The sequence below is a fragment of the Thermoflexibacter ruber genome (genome assembly GCF_900113045.1).
GTDB classification, from domain to species: domain Bacteria; phylum Bacteroidota; class Bacteroidia; order Cytophagales; family Thermoflexibacteraceae; genus Thermoflexibacter; species Thermoflexibacter ruber.
In genome coordinates this window covers 1-16,046 of sequence record NZ_FONY01000037.1, presented here as the reverse complement: position 1 = coordinate 16,046, position 16,046 = coordinate 1, and the positions used below count along the sequence as shown (strand labels likewise).

At 36.1% G+C, this 16,046-nt stretch carries 16 protein-coding genes; 5 read left to right on the top strand and 11 right to left on the bottom strand.

Annotated features, from left to right (window positions below):
- Positions 1-14: 14 nt before the first annotated feature.
- A complete protein-coding gene (locus BM141_RS17525; RefSeq protein ID WP_091548769.1) occupies positions 15-1,868 on the bottom strand; it encodes a serine hydrolase domain-containing protein in 1,854 nt (617 codons plus the stop codon).
- Between the two features lie 54 nt (positions 1,869-1,922).
- Positions 1,923-4,139 carry a tetratricopeptide repeat protein gene (locus BM141_RS17520; RefSeq protein ID WP_091548768.1) on the bottom strand — a complete coding sequence of 739 codons (2,217 nt, stop codon included), beginning with the start codon at positions 4,137-4,139 and terminating at the stop codon, positions 1,923-1,925.
- A 197-nt stretch (positions 4,140-4,336) separates the two neighbouring features.
- Here BM141_RS17520 and BM141_RS17515 point away from each other — a divergent pair, with 197 nt between their 5' ends.
- The 3 genes from BM141_RS17515 to lipB are packed head-to-tail and all read left to right on the top strand — an operon-like array spanning position 4,337 to position 6,910.
- Positions 4,337-5,413 (top strand): leucine-rich repeat domain-containing protein, encoded by a 1,077-nt coding sequence (locus BM141_RS17515; protein ID WP_091548767.1) that lies wholly within the window; start codon positions 4,337-4,339, stop codon positions 5,411-5,413.
- 4 nt (positions 5,414-5,417) lie between these two features.
- Positions 5,418-6,194 (top strand): alpha/beta fold hydrolase, encoded by a 777-nt coding sequence (locus BM141_RS17510; RefSeq protein ID WP_091548803.1) that lies wholly within the window; start codon positions 5,418-5,420, stop codon positions 6,192-6,194.
- Positions 6,191-6,910 carry a lipoyl(octanoyl) transferase LipB gene (lipB, locus tag BM141_RS17505; protein ID WP_091548766.1) on the top strand — a complete coding sequence of 240 codons (720 nt, stop codon included), beginning with the start codon at positions 6,191-6,193 and terminating at the stop codon, positions 6,908-6,910. The genes BM141_RS17510 and lipB overlap by 4 nt, the downstream gene beginning before the upstream one ends.
- On the opposite strand, the gene BM141_RS17500 is transcribed toward lipB, so the two are convergent.
- The 4 genes from BM141_RS17500 to BM141_RS17485 form a co-directional block, all read right to left on the bottom strand.
- Complete coding sequence (locus tag BM141_RS17500) at positions 6,907-7,581, bottom strand: energy transducer TonB (protein WP_091548765.1); 675 nt, start codon at positions 7,579-7,581, stop codon at positions 6,907-6,909. The genes lipB and BM141_RS17500 overlap by 4 nt on opposite strands.
- A 243-nt stretch (positions 7,582-7,824) precedes the next feature.
- Positions 7,825-9,150: a hydroxymethylglutaryl-CoA reductase gene (locus BM141_RS17495; RefSeq protein ID WP_091548764.1), complete on the bottom strand. Its 1,326-nt coding sequence runs from the start codon at positions 9,148-9,150 to the stop codon at positions 7,825-7,827.
- A gap of 161 nt (positions 9,151-9,311) precedes the next feature.
- Positions 9,312-10,010 carry a response regulator transcription factor gene (locus BM141_RS17490; protein WP_091548802.1) on the bottom strand — a complete coding sequence of 233 codons (699 nt, stop codon included), beginning with the start codon at positions 10,008-10,010 and terminating at the stop codon, positions 9,312-9,314.
- A 10-nt stretch (positions 10,011-10,020) separates the two neighbouring features.
- Positions 10,021-11,346, bottom strand: coding sequence for a DUF2157 domain-containing protein (locus BM141_RS17485; RefSeq protein ID WP_091548763.1), 1,326 nt, complete (start codon positions 11,344-11,346; stop codon positions 10,021-10,023).
- A 258-nt stretch (positions 11,347-11,604) separates the two neighbouring features.
- Between BM141_RS17485 and BM141_RS17480 the strand changes: the two genes are divergently transcribed.
- Positions 11,605-11,976 carry an acyl carrier protein gene (locus BM141_RS17480; RefSeq protein WP_091548762.1) on the top strand — a complete coding sequence of 124 codons (372 nt, stop codon included), beginning with the start codon at positions 11,605-11,607 and terminating at the stop codon, positions 11,974-11,976.
- A gap of 150 nt (positions 11,977-12,126) precedes the next feature.
- Complete coding sequence (locus BM141_RS17475) at positions 12,127-12,345, top strand: PspC domain-containing protein (RefSeq protein ID WP_091548761.1); 219 nt, start codon at positions 12,127-12,129, stop codon at positions 12,343-12,345.
- A 21-nt stretch (positions 12,346-12,366) separates the two neighbouring features.
- On the opposite strand, the gene BM141_RS17470 is transcribed toward BM141_RS17475, so the two are convergent.
- The 5 genes from BM141_RS17470 to BM141_RS17450 all read right to left on the bottom strand — a co-directional run.
- Positions 12,367-13,710: a SpoIIE family protein phosphatase gene (locus BM141_RS17470; protein ID WP_091548760.1), complete on the bottom strand. Its 1,344-nt coding sequence runs from the start codon at positions 13,708-13,710 to the stop codon at positions 12,367-12,369.
- Between the two features lie 27 nt (positions 13,711-13,737).
- Positions 13,738-14,130, bottom strand: a complete 393-nt coding sequence (locus BM141_RS17465) for a response regulator (protein ID WP_143090976.1) — start codon at positions 14,128-14,130, stop codon at positions 13,738-13,740.
- Positions 14,131-14,162: 32 nt separating this feature from the next.
- Complete coding sequence (locus tag BM141_RS17460; protein ID WP_143090975.1) at positions 14,163-14,684, bottom strand: hypothetical protein; 522 nt, start codon at positions 14,682-14,684, stop codon at positions 14,163-14,165.
- A gap of 96 nt (positions 14,685-14,780) precedes the next feature.
- Entirely contained in the window at positions 14,781-15,641 is an 861-nt protein-coding gene (locus BM141_RS17455; RefSeq protein ID WP_091548757.1) for a lysophospholipid acyltransferase family protein, read from the bottom strand.
- A gap of 68 nt (positions 15,642-15,709) precedes the next feature.
- A partial coding sequence (locus tag BM141_RS17450) for a transposase (RefSeq protein WP_143090840.1) occupies positions 15,710-16,046 on the bottom strand: 337 nt, incomplete at its 5' end.

The following is a 16,046-nucleotide window of genomic DNA, read 5'->3' as shown; positions in this document are numbered from 1 at the left end:
ATCCTCAACAAAGACTATTGATTTGCCTTCAAAGCCTCATAAAATACCTCTTGGATATTGGTGCGGATATTCAAATCGTACAAAGAAGTATTGTTCCTTGTAGGATAGACTCGATTGCTTAAAAAGATATACAGCAAGCTGTTTGCAGGGTCTATCCAAACCAAGTTTCCTGTAAAGCCCGAGTGTCCATAGCTTTGCTCTGAAACGCTTTTTGTGGCATTCGTACCTCTTTGTCGGTCAAAACCAATGCCTCGCAAGTTGGTAGGGCAAAATTGACAACGCGTAAACTCTGCTAAAGTTTCTGAGCTAATATACTGTTTACCACCATAATAGCCATTTTGCAAGTACATTTGCAAGAGTTTGGCTAAGTCGTTGGCATTGCCAAAAAGTCCTGCGTGAGTAGAAATTCCTCCTAACATTGCCGCTCCTTCATCATGTACATAGCCATGAATGAGTTGCTTGCGGAACAGCGAATCGTACTCAGTAGGCACTATCTTTCGCTTATCAAATTTTTGTAAGGGATTGTAAGTAAGGGTAACTGCTCCCAAAGGTTTATAAAAGTTTTCATCTAAATAGCTTACTACATCTTTTTTAGTGATTCTCTTAATAACCTCAGGGTAAAGATAGTAGGACAAGTCGCTATAAACATAGTCTTTTTTCTCAGCTACGGGCGACTCTAAAATTTGTTTGACGATACTTTTTTGATAGTATTTCTTGCGAACAAACAAGTTTTCAGCAACTTGATAAGGGAAGCGTCTGGATTTTTGGACTTGGAAAACTTTAGGGTCTAAGATTTTAGGGGTATTGTTTGCTCCTCCGCTGGAATTGCTTGCTGTTGGGACAGTGGCATTTTGCCAAAAGGGAATCCAAGCCCTTAGCCCTGCTTGGTGCGTAAGAACTTGACGAATAACCATGTCCTTTTTATTACTTTTGCGGGCTTTGGGGTAGTAATCTCCCAAAGTTTTGTCCACACTAAATTTTCTTTCGTCGGTAAGTTTCATCAAAGCAGGGATAGCAGTAGAAATTTTGCTTACTGAAGCTAAGTCATACATATCTTCTATGCTTGCGGCTTGGGTACTATCGTAAGTATGATAGCCAAAAGCCTTGTGATAGAATACTTTACCATCTTTAGCGACTAAAAGCTGAATACTTGGAGTTGTCTTTTTTTGAATAGCTGAGGTCGCTATGGAATCTACTTTTTTCAAGTAATCTGACTTTATCCCTACTTCCTCCGGTACAGTGTATTTCAGTCTTTTTAAAGATAGAGTTTCTATACCTTCTCCTTTTTTGAAATATGCCGCAAGGTCGTCCGCTAACTTGCCCTTGAAGGGAACTGCCCCGAAAACAGCTTGTGAAGTAAGGTCTTGATAGTGAACATCATTGGTATAACTAAGAACAATAGCACTTAATTTGTCCAAGTTTTTAATATTTATAAGATAAGAAGGCGAAGTAAAAAAAACACCTATCATGGTGATTGATTGATGCTTTTCTATGAGCGATTCAACTAATTGGACAGGTATATCTTCGCTAATGGTCAAAATAGCTATATTATTTTTTTTATTTATTAAACTTACATTAGGGCTTAATTCAATAGCGGTAAGTTGGGTATATCTTTGGCATAACTGGCTAAAACTTGTATTTTTTTCTATGACAGCGATTTCTTGCCGTGCTAATTCTCTGATAGGTAAAATGCTTTCTTTGTTTTTTAACAGTGTAATTCTATTTTCTACTGCTTGGCGATAGCCCCAGATGCTATCTGAAACAGCTTGATTTTGTGCAGATAAGCTAAAAGGATATAAAATCAACAGAAATGCCAATATGAAATTTTTATAATAAGAATTGGTTTGAAATACAAATACGAATTGCATAGTTTATAAATTAGTTAAAAAACGTTACATCTAAAATTATAAAAAAATAGGTATTTACAGCCTAATACCAACCACTGTAATATCATCAGTTTGTTTCTCCTCGCCTTTCCAAGATGCCAATTTTTCTTCTAAAATCTGTACTTGTTTTGCCATACTATCGTTGTGCATTGAGAATAGCAGATTTCTAAAATGCTTAACCATGAATTTTTTATTTTCAGGTCCCCCAAATTGGTCTTGGAAACCATCGGAAAATAGGTAAATAGTAGTGCCTTCGACCAGAGGGAAATTATGCTTAGTAAAAAATCTTTCCCTGCCTCTCTGCTCGCCTCCTACAGGCATTTTATCTGCTTTTATATCTGTAAGTTGTTGATTATGTACGATATAAATAGGGTTATTTGCACCTGCATACTCTATATTGGCATTGTTTTTATCAATTACACATACAGAAATATCCATGCCGTCATTGCTATTGGTTTGCCCTTGTTTAAGGGCTTGGCGTATGCCTTTGTGCAATTGATTAAGAATAAGCTCAGGGGAAGTAATGCCTTTCTCTATAACTATTTCATTCAGTAACTCATTGCCAATCATGGACATAAACGCACCAGGAACTCCATGCCCAGTGCAGTCCGCTACCGCAAAAATTACTTTCTGCTTTTGTGGCAAATTTTCATCTTCTACCTCTGCAAACCAGTAGAAATCCCCACTTACAATATCTCTGGGCTTATAGAAAATAAAAAAGTTGCCCTCGCCAAAACAATTACTAATACGCTCTTGCAAAGGCAACATAGCATTTTGTATTCTTTGAGCATAGACAATGCTCGCAGTAATATCCTCATTCTTTTTTAATATTTCTTTTTTCTGGTCTTCGGCAAGTTCCAAAGTCGATTGCAGTTCCTCGTTAGCTTGTTTGAGTTCTTCATTTCTCTCATCTATCTGTCTTTTCTGCTCTGCAAGCACAAGGTTCATCTTTCGCTCTTTTTGATTATTTCTAATTAATATGCCTGCGCCTCCCCCTAAAATTAGCAAGCCTGCAATGTAAAGATAATTATACAACTCTTTGATTTTCAGTTCTTCTTCTTGGATAATTTTATCTCTATTGAGAATATCTATTTCGTCTTGCTTTTTTTCTAACTCATAGTTTGCCTGCAAGTTGGCAATCTCTTTTTCCTTATCTAAGTTAAAAATACTGTCTTTGAGTGCAATAACTATTTTTTGATACTCGTATGCTTTGGGCAAATTTTTTTGAATTTCATAGTTATTCGCAAGAATAAATGCGGATTCTTGTAGTTCGCGTAGGGTTTCGTATCTTTTAGCCAAATCAAAGGCTTGTTGGGCAAATTTTGTACTTTCTTTTAGGTTCTTTTGCTTTTGATAAAGCTCTGCAATGCGGTTCAGGTTATAGATAATGCCTTGCTTATCGTCTATTTTTTTTCTAATTTCAAGAGCCTGAGTATGATAGCTTAAGACTTTATCGTATTCCTTTAACCTATTATACACACTTGCAATATTGGACAGGTCGTAGGCTATTCCATACTGATTCCCCAACTCTGTATCTATCTGTAAAGCTTTAAAATGATATTCAAGAGCTTTGGAGTAGTCTTGGAGTTTCCGATAGACCGCTCCTATATTGTTGTAACTCTGCCCCATTCCTTGCTTATCGTTTTCTTGCTCTCGCGCTTGTAGAGCTTTTAAGTGATAAATAAGTGCCTGCTCGTTGTTCCCTTGGTTAAAATACACCGAGGCGATATAGTTATGACTTTGAGCAATACCTAACTTATCATTGATTTCTTCCCTGATTCTGAGAGCCTCCAATAGATACTCTAAAGATTTTGGAAAGTTATTTTTAGCCAAATAAATTCTTCCAAAGGTATTGAGTACCATGCCTAAAACCCACTTTTCATTGTAGGTTTTCCCATTTTTTACTATATCTTGGGCTTGGTTGCACCATTCTAAGGCTTTGGCGTACTCATCTTTGAAAAAATAAGTGGCGGCTAAATCGTGCATAGCTAAGGCTCTGCCTTTGACGAAGCTAAGGTGATTAGAAAGTTGGAGGGCTTGTTGAGCAATAGCTAAGGCGGAGTCAACTTTTTCTCCTCGTAGCAGATAGGAAAGTTCGGACAGCAGAATGACTTTATTTGTATCTTCTTGGGCATTTTTTAGTAAAATTTTTACACTATCTATGCGAAGTAATAAACTCCCTTGTGCAAAGGTAGATTGTACACATAGGAGATATAGCCATATCGACCATAGTAAGAATAAAAGTGTGCGCACAAAGTCAAAATTTTGGGTTTATTTTTGCTTAAAGAAATTAAAGATAGCAATATTTTTATAATTCTTAAAAATTAGGTACTTTTATACCATTTAGTAGTTTTTTTTATCAAAGACAGATTTGTTGCACATACCATAGTTTTTATTTCTTGCATAAATATACAATATCAATCTTAAACGAGTAAACTACCTTAATAAAAATGAAAAAATTAGTATTTCTTTTTCTGATTACCCTTTTTCCGTCATTCATATTTGCGCAGGCATTATTATCTGATAGTCAATTAGAAGCGGCGCAGGAGTTTTCTTCTTTGGAGCAGGCACTCAAACAAGCCGATAAGGTAGTAAAGCTATCGCTTGTTGGTCAGAAGCTTAGCTCTCTGCCTGCAAGTATTGGGAACTTAAAAAACTTACAGGCGTTGGATTTATCCGAAAATCAGCTTTCTTCACTCCCTGCCGAGATAAGCCAACTTAAAAATTTACAAAAACTCAAACTCTATCGCAATCAGTTTTCCCAATTGCCAAAGGAAATCATCAGTTTGCCCAATTTGAGGGTATTAGACTTATCACATAACTTATTGAAAAATCACCTTTCAGCTGATATCGCCCGACTAACAGCTTTAGAAGAGTTAGAACTAAGAAATAATGAATTATCAAGTCTGCCTAATGAAATTGCTGCCTTGCAAAAATTAAAATTCTTGTCTTTATCAGAAAACCATATTACAGCTATCAATCCTGAAGTAGGTAAACTATCTAATTTGGAGGCTCTACTATTTTACAATAATCAACTAACAAGCCTGCCTAATGAATTAGGTAATTTGAAAAAATTAAAGTCTTTGCAGTTGCAAGGTAACGAAATAAAAGCATTGCCCGTTTCTATAGTTCAACTTAACCAATTAGTACAGTTGAACCTCCAAGATAACCAGATTAAAGAACTGCCAGTGGGCATTGCTAATTGGCAAAACTTAGAAGAACTTTCTCTTTGGACGAATCAGATTCAGACTATTCCTGCTGAGATTGGGAAGTTGAAAAAATTAAAGTTCTTGTCTTTGGTAAGCAATAAACTTACTTCCCTGCCCAATGAAATTACCGAATTAAGTAATTTAGAAGTATTGGAACTTCGCTACAACGACCTTACTGCGATGCCTAAGGCTATAGGGAAGCTCTCTAATTTACAGCGTTTGGACTTAGGCTATACCAAGATTCCGGGAAATGAGCAGGAGAGAATCATAGAAGCACTTCCTATGACAGAGATAAGTTTTGATGATAGAAAAAAATAATCGCATGAATCTAAATTTTAAAGAATTAGGGGAAGATAACACTTATCAAGGCTCACTTATTATTTTGCATGGACTTTTTGGAATGTTGGATAATTGGATAACTTTGGGAAAAAAGTTTGCTCAGCACTATCATATTTATCTTTTAGACCTTCGCAACCATGGACGAAGTGAATGGGACGAGGAGTTTTCCTATGAGATTATGGCATTAGATTTATATGAATTTATTAGAAATCAGTCTATTAGCACCCCTTTGTTTCTTTTGGGACACTCTATGGGAGGAAAGGTAGCAATGCAATTTGCGGCGGACTATGCTGAGGCATTTGATAAACTCATCGTTGTCGATATTGCTCCAAGAGCCTACCCTGTGCATCATGGAACTATTTTAGAAGCACTGAATAGCATTGACTTATCTACGCTAACTAATCGCAATCAAGCAGAAGATGTAATGACTCAGTATGGACTGGACATAGGCACGCGACAGTTTCTAATGAAGAACTTATATCGTACAGAAGAAGGCACCTTTGCGTGGCGTATGAATCTGGAAGTACTTACTGCCAAAATAGAGAAGGTAGGAGAAAAACTACGCTATCAGCAAGTTATCCAAAAACCTACACTATTTGTAGGAGGAGGAAAGTCCAACTATATACAAGTAATTGATTATGAAGAAATTAAACAGATTTTTCCTCAAAGTACCATTCAAATAATAGAAGATGCAGGGCATTGGGTACATGCAGAAAAACCTGAGGAGTTTTATGAGGTAGTCATAGAGTTTTTAAGATGAAAAATCACCAGACCATATTCCAGCATTGGGGAATCATTCCTTACAAAGAAGCATGGGAAAAGCAAGAAAGTTTGTTTCAAAAGGTCATTGCTCAGAAGGTTAGTAATAGACAAAAGCTTGAAAGCGAACAGATACCTACGACTAACTATTTGATTTTTTGTGAACATTCCCACGTCTATACTTTGGGGAAAAGTGGCGATGAGCAAAATTTACTTTTAAGCGAAGCAGTACTAAAAGAACGCAATATAGACTATTTTCATACCAATAGGGGTGGAGATATTACCTATCACGGCTTCGGGCAGATTGTGGGTTATCCTATTTTTGATTTGGACAATTTTTTTACTGATATTGGTAAGTACCTGAGAACCATAGAAGAAGCCGTAATCCTAACTTTGGCGGAGTATGGCGTAACCGCAGGGAGAATAGAAAAACTCACAGGGGTATGGATAGACTTTGAGGAGCAGAAAAATCCAAGAAAAATCTGTGCGATTGGAGTGCGGGCGAGCCGTTGGGTAACTATGCACGGATTTGCTCTGAATATCAATACAGATTTAGATTACTTTAAAAATATCGTCCCTTGTGGGATTGCTGATAAAGCAGTTACCTCTCTGGCTCAGGAACTTGGCAGAGAGGTCAGCCTTCGGGAAGTAGAAAATACGCTGTTAAAGTATTTGGTGGAACTATTTGATTTAGAGCTAATAGAACATTTCTCTTAATTTTTCATTTTATCGCTATCATTTAGCCTGAAAGAAATCGGAAGTGTGATTTTTTGCATGACTATTTTTCCCTTGTTTTTAGCGGGCTTCCACTTTTCTCCTGCCTTTACTACTCTGATTGCTTCCTCATCACAGCCATGCCCTATTCCTTTTTTAATTCTGATATTGTGCAAATTACCCTCTTTGTCTACGATAAACTCTACGGTTACATTACCTTGTGTGCCTTGTTTAATCGCCTCGCTTGGATATTTCATATTGTTTCTGATGTAGCGATAATAGGATTCGTACCCGCTCAAAGGAGTAGCCATTTCATCTACCAATACAAGTGCTTCTGCCTCATTGATAGAGGGTTTAGTTACTTCTTTTTTCTCTATTTTCTTCGTTTCTAAAGGCTTTTTTTCTTTTTTAGCTTCTGTTTTTTGCTCTGTTTCTACTTTTTCCTCTGTAGAAGGTACTGGCGCTGGCTCTGCATTATCTACTTTGGTAACTTTTTTATCATTTACTGCTAAAATAGGTTCTTCTATCACAGTTTCAATAGCAGTAGAGGAAGTGGGAGGTTGCAATACCCAATAAATGATGCCTGTCAAAATAAGAAATGCAACAACTATCACCCAAAGACGCATTTTCTCTGATGTATCATAGTTTTTTGGTTGGTATTTATCTTTGCCCATAGTCAGTTACTCATTTTTAATGATAAAAGGAAATGATTAAGAAAACTAAAACCTACTTTGATATAAAAATTAAGGGTTTTGAGAAAATTTATTAAAGCAATTTTAAGTTGCTGAGTAGCAACTATATTACTTACTAATAAGGAGGTAAGGGATAAGTATTTGGCACTTTTGACTACTGCCTTTTATCAATAGTCAATTTAAGTGCCAAATTCGTCAGAAAGCAAGAATATTTGGGGAAAGAGCTTATTCTTTGACTTTTACTCTGATACTATCTAATACATCTCTGACAGCGCGGAAGGAAACTACATTGGTTTTAAAATGCTCAATAGCGTACTTCACCTCAGTTTCGCTTGCATCAAAGTGTTTAAGGATATTCAGTAGGTGCATTTTCATGTGTCCTTTTTGGATTCCTGTGGTAATTAATGACTTCACAGCACCAAAGTTTTGTGCTAAACCTATTACTGCCATAATCTGCATGAGTTCTTGGGCATTAGGGCTGTCCAAAATTTCAAAAGATTTTTTCACCAAAGGATGCAAAGAAGTAAGTCCGCCTACTGTCCCTACTGCTATGGGGACTTCTATCCAAAACTTAAACATTCCATCTTCTATACTACAATCTGTTAGACTCTGGTACTTGCCATTACGACATGCGTAGGTATGTCCACATGCCTCTATCGCTCTAAAATCATTGCCTGTTGCCAATGTAACCGCATCTATGCCGTTAAAAATACCTTTATTGTGAGTGGTAGCGCGATGTGGGTCGTTTTTGGCTATCATTAAGGCTTTGCTAAACTTGTAAGCAAACAATTCTGGAGGCATATCGTCAAAGTATCCTAACTCAGCTACAGGACATTCTACCCAAGCCCTAACCAAGCACTCAGGAGTATAATTGGACAAGATAGACATAATAACCAAAGGTTCTTTTTCCTTGCCTACAAAATGTTCACTATTTGCCATCCAGTCTTTCAAACTACGCGCAAACTCTTCCAAACAAGTGTTGATAAAGTTTGCACCCATAGACTCACAAGTTTCAAAAGTCGCTTTGATTTGGTAATAATGAGGCTCTATATGCGTCATATTCACTAAGTCTATGTCAATAATGCCACCACCTCTGGCTCTCATATTAGAAGTAATCAGTGCTGTATTGTCAAGCATCACTTCCCTCAATTCGTCAAAGAGTACGTCTAACTTTTTAAAATCTCCTTCCCATAAGAAATGTACTTGCCCGATTTTTTTGGTATCTATGACTTTAGCCTTGAATCCTCCTCTTTCTAACCAAAACTTTGCACTACCTGCTGCGGCTGCCACTACAGAACTTTCTTCTATAACCATTGGTACAGCATATAATTTCCCGTTAATCATTACATTAGGGACTAAGCCGTAAGGCATGTAAAAATTAGTCAAGGTATTTTCGCTAAACTCATCGTAGAGTTTTTGTACCTGCGTATCTCTATGTAGATAGCTTTCAAATTCAGCAATAAATTCTTCTTTGTTATCAGCTACCTGCTCGGCAAGCCATGCTAATTTTTGACTTTTGGAGAGTTTGGAGAAGCCAGAAATGATTTCCATGTGATTTGATATTAAAAAATGAGTTTAGATGTACTTTGTATATACTAAAAAAGTCTTGTAATTGTTTGAATAGACCTTCAAAATTATGTGATTATCTACAACGAAAAAAAATGAAAGTCTATATAAAAAAGTTATATATTGAGTTTGTAAAAAACTTTCTCTCAGACTTGCTTCACTTTCAGGATAAAACCTTTACTATGCAAATTTTCTATTTCTATTTGATAATTAGCGTCTTGAGATAAGTATTTTCTCAGTTTAGTGATAAAAACATTCATGCTTTGTTTGGTAAAGTAGTCATCATTGTTCCATATTTTTATCAACGCCTCTTCGTGAGTCAGTATTTCTTCTTGTTTCTCACAGAGCAGTTTGAGCAAGTCTGCTTCCTTCGGGCTAAGTTTTGTTATCTTCTTATCAAGAGTAAGTAGTCGCTTCTCATAGTCAAACTCAAAGTTACCTATTTGGAATACCGCATTTGCCTTAGGAAAACTTCCTGCATTTTTGAGTAAGACTTGTACCTTGAGCAATAAAATCTCTGGGTCAAAAGGTTTGATGAGGTAGTCAGATGCTCCTATTTTGTAACCTCTGATTTGGTCATCTTTGAGAGCTTTGGCAGTAAGAAAAACAAAAGGTATATTTCTCTGGCTCTTGACAATGTGTTCGGCTACGGTAAAGCCATCTAAATAGGGCATCATTATGTCTAAAATACACAAATCAAAGTGATTGTCCTTAAAGGCATTGACAGCTAAATTACCGTTCTCGCAAAGCGTAACTTGGAAACCGCCGCTTTCCAAGAAAAACTTGAGCATCATACCAAAGTTAGCATCGTCTTCTGCAAGAAGGATTTGCTGTTTTTTTTCCATAAATATTTCCTTAGTGAGCAATGCGTTTGTTCCAATAATTATTCAAGTAATACAAACCCACGCCTGCCAAAATAAAAATAATAGAAGTAGTCAAATAGTCCTCAAACAAGATGATATAACGACCTATTAGCCAAACAAGTAAGTAGAAAATTCCGCGCATAAAGTCGCCTTTTTCCTTTTGCTTAATGCCGTAGTAAATTTTCCATACACAATAAGCAAAGAATAACACATTCATCAGCATGAAGAGAATGTCAGTATAAACTTGTGTATCACTCACTTTGACAAGCGAAAGTAACAGCGCGGGAATAAATACTAAAGCAATAATACCAAAGGCAACATTCATTTTAGCTTGTTTGGGTTGTTGCCAGTATAGCACTACGGCAATGATAATCATGGCATAGAAACTTGCAGGAACGCCTTTGGTAGCAATTTCTCTTACGATGGCTTCTGTGGCATCTTTGAAGGTGAAAATATAGAAGAAAAACACCAAAACCGTGAGCAAAGCGGTTTGGAGGCTACCTGCAAATCTACCTGAGTAATCTTGCTTCACAAAGTTGAAAATAGTGAGAAAAAGCAAAATATACGCACCAAAAAACAAAGGCATCAATTCAAAATCATAAATGCGTTCTAATCGTTTCTCCTCTACGGCAATGATTAAGTTTACTAAGAACATATAAAAGCTGCCCAACATAAACAGTAAATCCAACCAGTGAGGATGGCGATAGACAAAATAAGCAAAAGCGATGAGTAAGATAGGACTCCAAAGAGAAAACTGAAAATACTCATTTTGGAAAAACAGCCACATCAAAAAAAGTGCTTGGAAAACTATGGCTAAAAAAGTACTTCGGAAAAAGAAAATCACGGGCATAGTACCTATAATCCACCAAAGTATGCCATCAGGAAAGTACGCAGAAATGTGAAAAATCTGTGCTTGCAAAGCTATGTTCGCGCCAAGCATAAGCGAGGCAAATATCATGGATAGATGCGCCCCATTGATATTATTTTTTTGATAATGCCAAATAGCTAAACCATAAGCTATTCCCAAAGGAAGCAGACCCGCTAATACTTGCATGGGCATTGGCAAATTTTGCCAATTTGCTGAGATAAGCAAAAAAATGCCCATCACTACAATTAGGATACTCACCGCCTTAATCCATACCCCAGATTGCTTGTACCAAGGTGGTGCTTGATTGAGTTCGTAACTGTCTATGAATAGGTTAGCTTGCTCTGGGGAAATCCAGCCCTGCTTTTGCCACCAGTCTATTTCTTCTTTGAATCTGTCTGAACCTTTGAGGTGCGACCACATGGGAATATAAGTTTGAGAAAAATTGTACATTTTTAACAACGAAAATTAAGAATAAAATCTTTAAAATCAAGACTATGTTTGCTTTTTATCAAAACAAAATTGTATATTTGCAATTAATAAAAGAAAAGACTGTATCAATTTACCTCCTTTACTTAAAGTCTAAATGATACTTATTAGTATTGTTTAGACTTCCTTACATACATATCTTACATTTTATACCAAAACTTACCTCCTTTTCGTTATATAGCTTAACGAATTTAATTCATTTCACTGTTGAGTTTTTTTACCATGAAAACTTTTGTTTATCATCTCTTGCCTATTTTTTTATTACTGTTGGGTTGTGATAGACCTAATAAGAGTGAGCGTATTTCTATTTCTCAAAATGAACGTAGTGCCAAAGTCAAGTATGACCATCATGCTTCTTTTCCTGAGGTAAAAAAAATTGCCAGCGAAGTACTTGATATTGAATTGGACAGTATTAAACCTGAAACTAAATTAGTAGATATTGGAGTAAAAAAAGGCATAGAAGACATTAGCTACATGGAATTGGTAATGCACGTAGAAGCTGAATTTGAAATAGAAATTCCAGACAATGAAGCCAATAAGTTTACTACTATCGGAGAAATCTGCGAGTATGTAGATAAGAAGGCACTTAGATAAGCAAAGTAAAGCCTTTAAAAATAGATTGATAAAAAGTTAATAATAAGGTAAACAATAAATCTCAATAAATTGTTATATTTGCAGAACATAGTCTTTGCGGCAAATTTTTTATTCTTTTAGACTTTTTGGAAAATCAATATTTTATTATAGATGAAGTTTTTGCATAATTTCTTGGAAGAGAGAGCATTCGGTGTGTGTTCTAAATTAGGCGAAAGGCTGGGCATTTCCAGTGGCGTTATTCGTATGTACTTCATTTATACTTCTTTTCTTACTTTTGGCTCGCCTATCCTTGTTTACTTGGTATTAGCTTTTTGGCTTAATATTCGCAAATATCTCCGTCGCCAAAACGATTTTGTGAAAGATTTTTAGCTTGATTAGCAATGTACCTTATTATACCCTGACTGCTAATATAGTAATATCATCTCTTTGAGGCTCCTGCCCTTGATAATCTGATAAATATTGTAATAGTTTTTCTTTTTGTAGGGTAAGCGGTAAATTTGCAAATTCCTTGAGAAGATTTTGAAACTTCTCCATACCTATTCTTGCTCGCTCTTGGTTAGCAGTATCTACAAATCCGTCAGTCATTAGGTACAAGATAGCTCCATCTTGCAAGTCAAATTCTTGGTTATCAAAGTCCATCTGCTCTTTATAGTGTATGCCTCCTATGTTTTTGCGATTTCCATTTATTTTTGTCAAAGTGCCATTTTGATAGATAAATAGAGTACTTTTTGCACCTGCAAAGGTAAGTTTAAGTTGGAAATTGGCATTGCGCTCTAAGCGGCAAAGGCTGATGTCCATACCGTCTTTGTTGTTGGATTCTTCCTGCTTGAGTACTTCTTTGATTCCTTTGTGCAAGAGTTTTAAAATGGTAGCAGGGTCGGTTTGTCGTTTAGTATTGATAATTTCGTTTAGCAAAGTATGCCCTATCATGGACATAAAGGCACCCGGTACGCCATGCCCCGTGCAGTCCACTACTGCCAAAAAGGTATAATCGACCTGACTGCACCAATAAAAATCTCCTGAAACTATATCTTTGGGTAGGTAGATAATAAAGTGTTCATTAAAGATATTGTCTAAAAGTTGGGTAGAAGGAAGAATAGCATGTTGTATTCTTTTGGCATACGCTAAGCTATCTGTAAGTTTTTTATGAATTTTGATAAAATTAATCGCATTTTCGTGCATTGCCTCTTGGGACGCCTCCAAAGCCCTATTCATAGATTCCAGTTTGCTGATTTCCTTTTTTAGTTGATGTAATTGATAAGTTCTAAGAAAACTGTGATTAATGAGTGGATACAAGATTTTAATTTGATTATCAGCAAATAAAATATCTGAGAATATACACAAGACCCCGACTAAACTATTTTTTTCATACAAAGGGAAAAATATTCCTGCTCGCAAAGAATTAAGATTGGCGGTACAAGTATTCAGTAAATTACTTGTAGAAGGCAGCGCAAAAAAGGAGGGAGTATCTTTTGACAAATAGGATAAAATGTCGTCATTTTTATAAGAAATTGTTTTAAACTCACAGTGAGGCTGATTAGTATATTCTACCGTCAAATGCTCTTTTTTTGAATTAACAGAGAATAAGTAAAAATAAGCATTGCCAAAATATTGGTTAAAAAAGTGCATGAATGTTTCGCTCCAAGAGTGAAAATCAGTGTTCTCTTGGGAGGTGTCATGCTTCAGATAAGCCATAACTAAGTTTTCTGCTGCGATTTGAATATGTGTATCCATATCAGTAAGTAGGGCGGCTTATTGGATTTAACTAAAAATTGTCTTTATTTTTTCTGTATTGAGCGGTTTACTAATAAAACCTTTAACGAGAGGTTCGTTCTTGGCACGCTCTATATCTCTGCCTGCAATAGAGGAGGTAAGTATATATAAGTCTGGAAGTTTAGCAAATTTTTTCATAACGTCCCCAATTTTATTCAAAAAATCCCAACCTGATTTCTCCTCTGGAAATCGCAAATCTAATAGTATCAAATCTGGGGATTCTTTTTGCTCTGTACAATTTACCAAAAACTCGTATCCCTCTTTTAAAGATATAAAGCTTTTTACTTTTTTAGCTAACTGCGTGTTAAGCATCATACTCTCACAGATGATATTGTTAGTAATATCATCGTCAATGATGATGGCGAGTTCATATACTTTCATAAAACATAAGAATTTTTTGTTGGATATTTCTATTACTTTCTTAGGGTAAACCAAACTCTCTGATTGGCAGGGAAAGAGGTTTCTTTGTAAAGAATAAGACGATTTGTGCCTAACTCCTCGATTCGCCAACGCTCCGCAGGAAGCCCTAATGCCTCATATACGCCTCTGGAAATATAAATGACGGTGTAGTTCGCATCAAACTCCCATACACCTCCGTAAGGGAAACTTGGTCCCCAGCCCGTTACAAAATCAAATCTGCTTAAAAATAAACCACGCCCTTGACTTAGGTCTAAAGAAGGGTCTATGACCCTGTAACTAAAATCCTCGAAAAAAGAAAAGGTAGCTGGTACAACTGCTTCATTTCTATTGGGCAGGTTGGTAATAGTGTCCCATTTGTTCTGCATACGGTTTTCTTGTAACACTAAGATTCTTTCTAATGTCCATTTACCTACAATTTTAGCTTTAATTTCTTTGGGGAAAATATCCTCGGCAGGCGTACAAGATACTACCGTTATAAGCGTTGCCAACAAGACAAATATATATGTTTTTACCATCAAGGGCATAAGTGAGGTTAAGCAAAATATCGCTAAGCAAATATCATAAATTAGAATCTATTTTACAAATTAGTGCTAAGAATTGGTCTTTAACTTTTATGCAACCATATTTTTAATTGTTTTTGATAAACTGTAAGTTTCTTTTTTCAAGAAGGCAGCTAAGTCTTCTAACTTCTCAAACTCATTTTGATTTTCTACTGAAATAGGACTACCTATGCGGATAGGGATAGTCTTATTGCGTTTATTGAGAAACTCATTGATGAGGCGAGTAGTGCGTAGAAGTGGATGTATCCTTCCCAAAAAGTGGAAAAGCGGGCTGTTTTGCCCATGAAAGTACACGGGCAATACGGGCACTTGGGCTTTTCTAATGATTTTCATGACAGGAAGTTGCCAAGTACGGTCTTGGATTTTAAAGGGAATATTCTCTAATAAATCTTTCTTTTTTTGATACGATGAAACTTCACCTGCGGGAAAAATCCCCACAGGGTGTCCATCTTTAAGGTGTTGCAAAGTAAGTTTTGTCCCTGCCAAACTTCTGGTGGTTTGATTGGCTGTTTCAAAAGGGTCGACAGAGATAAAAAAATGCTTGATAGGTTCTATCCTTTGCAAAAGAAAATTTGCCATCACTTTGGCATCAGGGCGTATTTTCCCCAAAATCATGATTAATAGAATCCCGTCTAACATTCCAAAAGGGTGATTAGATACACTAATAAACGCACCTTCTCTTGGAATATTTGCCCAATCGTTTTCTGGCACAGGAAAGTTCACTTTCAGATTTTTCATAGCTGTCGCTAAAAATGATAGTCCATCAGTCTGCGAAGGTAGGGCGGCATAAAATTGATTGATTTGATGCAAACCCAATGCTTGCATAATAAAGTCTGCCATCCATGCCAAATGATATTTTTTCAGACCGATGCCTTGTATAATTTCTTCTTTGCTGATTAGTTGTGTTGTCATTTTGCTTAGATTGGTATTTACAGTTGATTATTTACCACCGATTTTCATATTGCTTAATTTAACGTGAATTATTTTACATTTTCTTGAATAAATACAATTTGTTTGTCCTCTAATTTTTGTGGATATGCTTTTATGTTTGGTGTTTTTTCCAAAAATGTATAAGCAATTAAGCCTGCCAGCAAATTAATAAGAAAATTTTTAGGGCTTCTGTGCCTTGAATGTTCTATATTTAGTTGATTTTTAAGTACATCGAAAGCAGTTTCTATCAATCCTCTATGCCTTAAATAATAGGCTTGTGGTTCTGTTAATACTTGATTTTTCTTCATATTAGCTCTTAACTTAGTGATTAAGTGCAAGTTTCTTTCTGCAAATTCTTCTTTTAGTGCAGTAATATAACCCTTATCT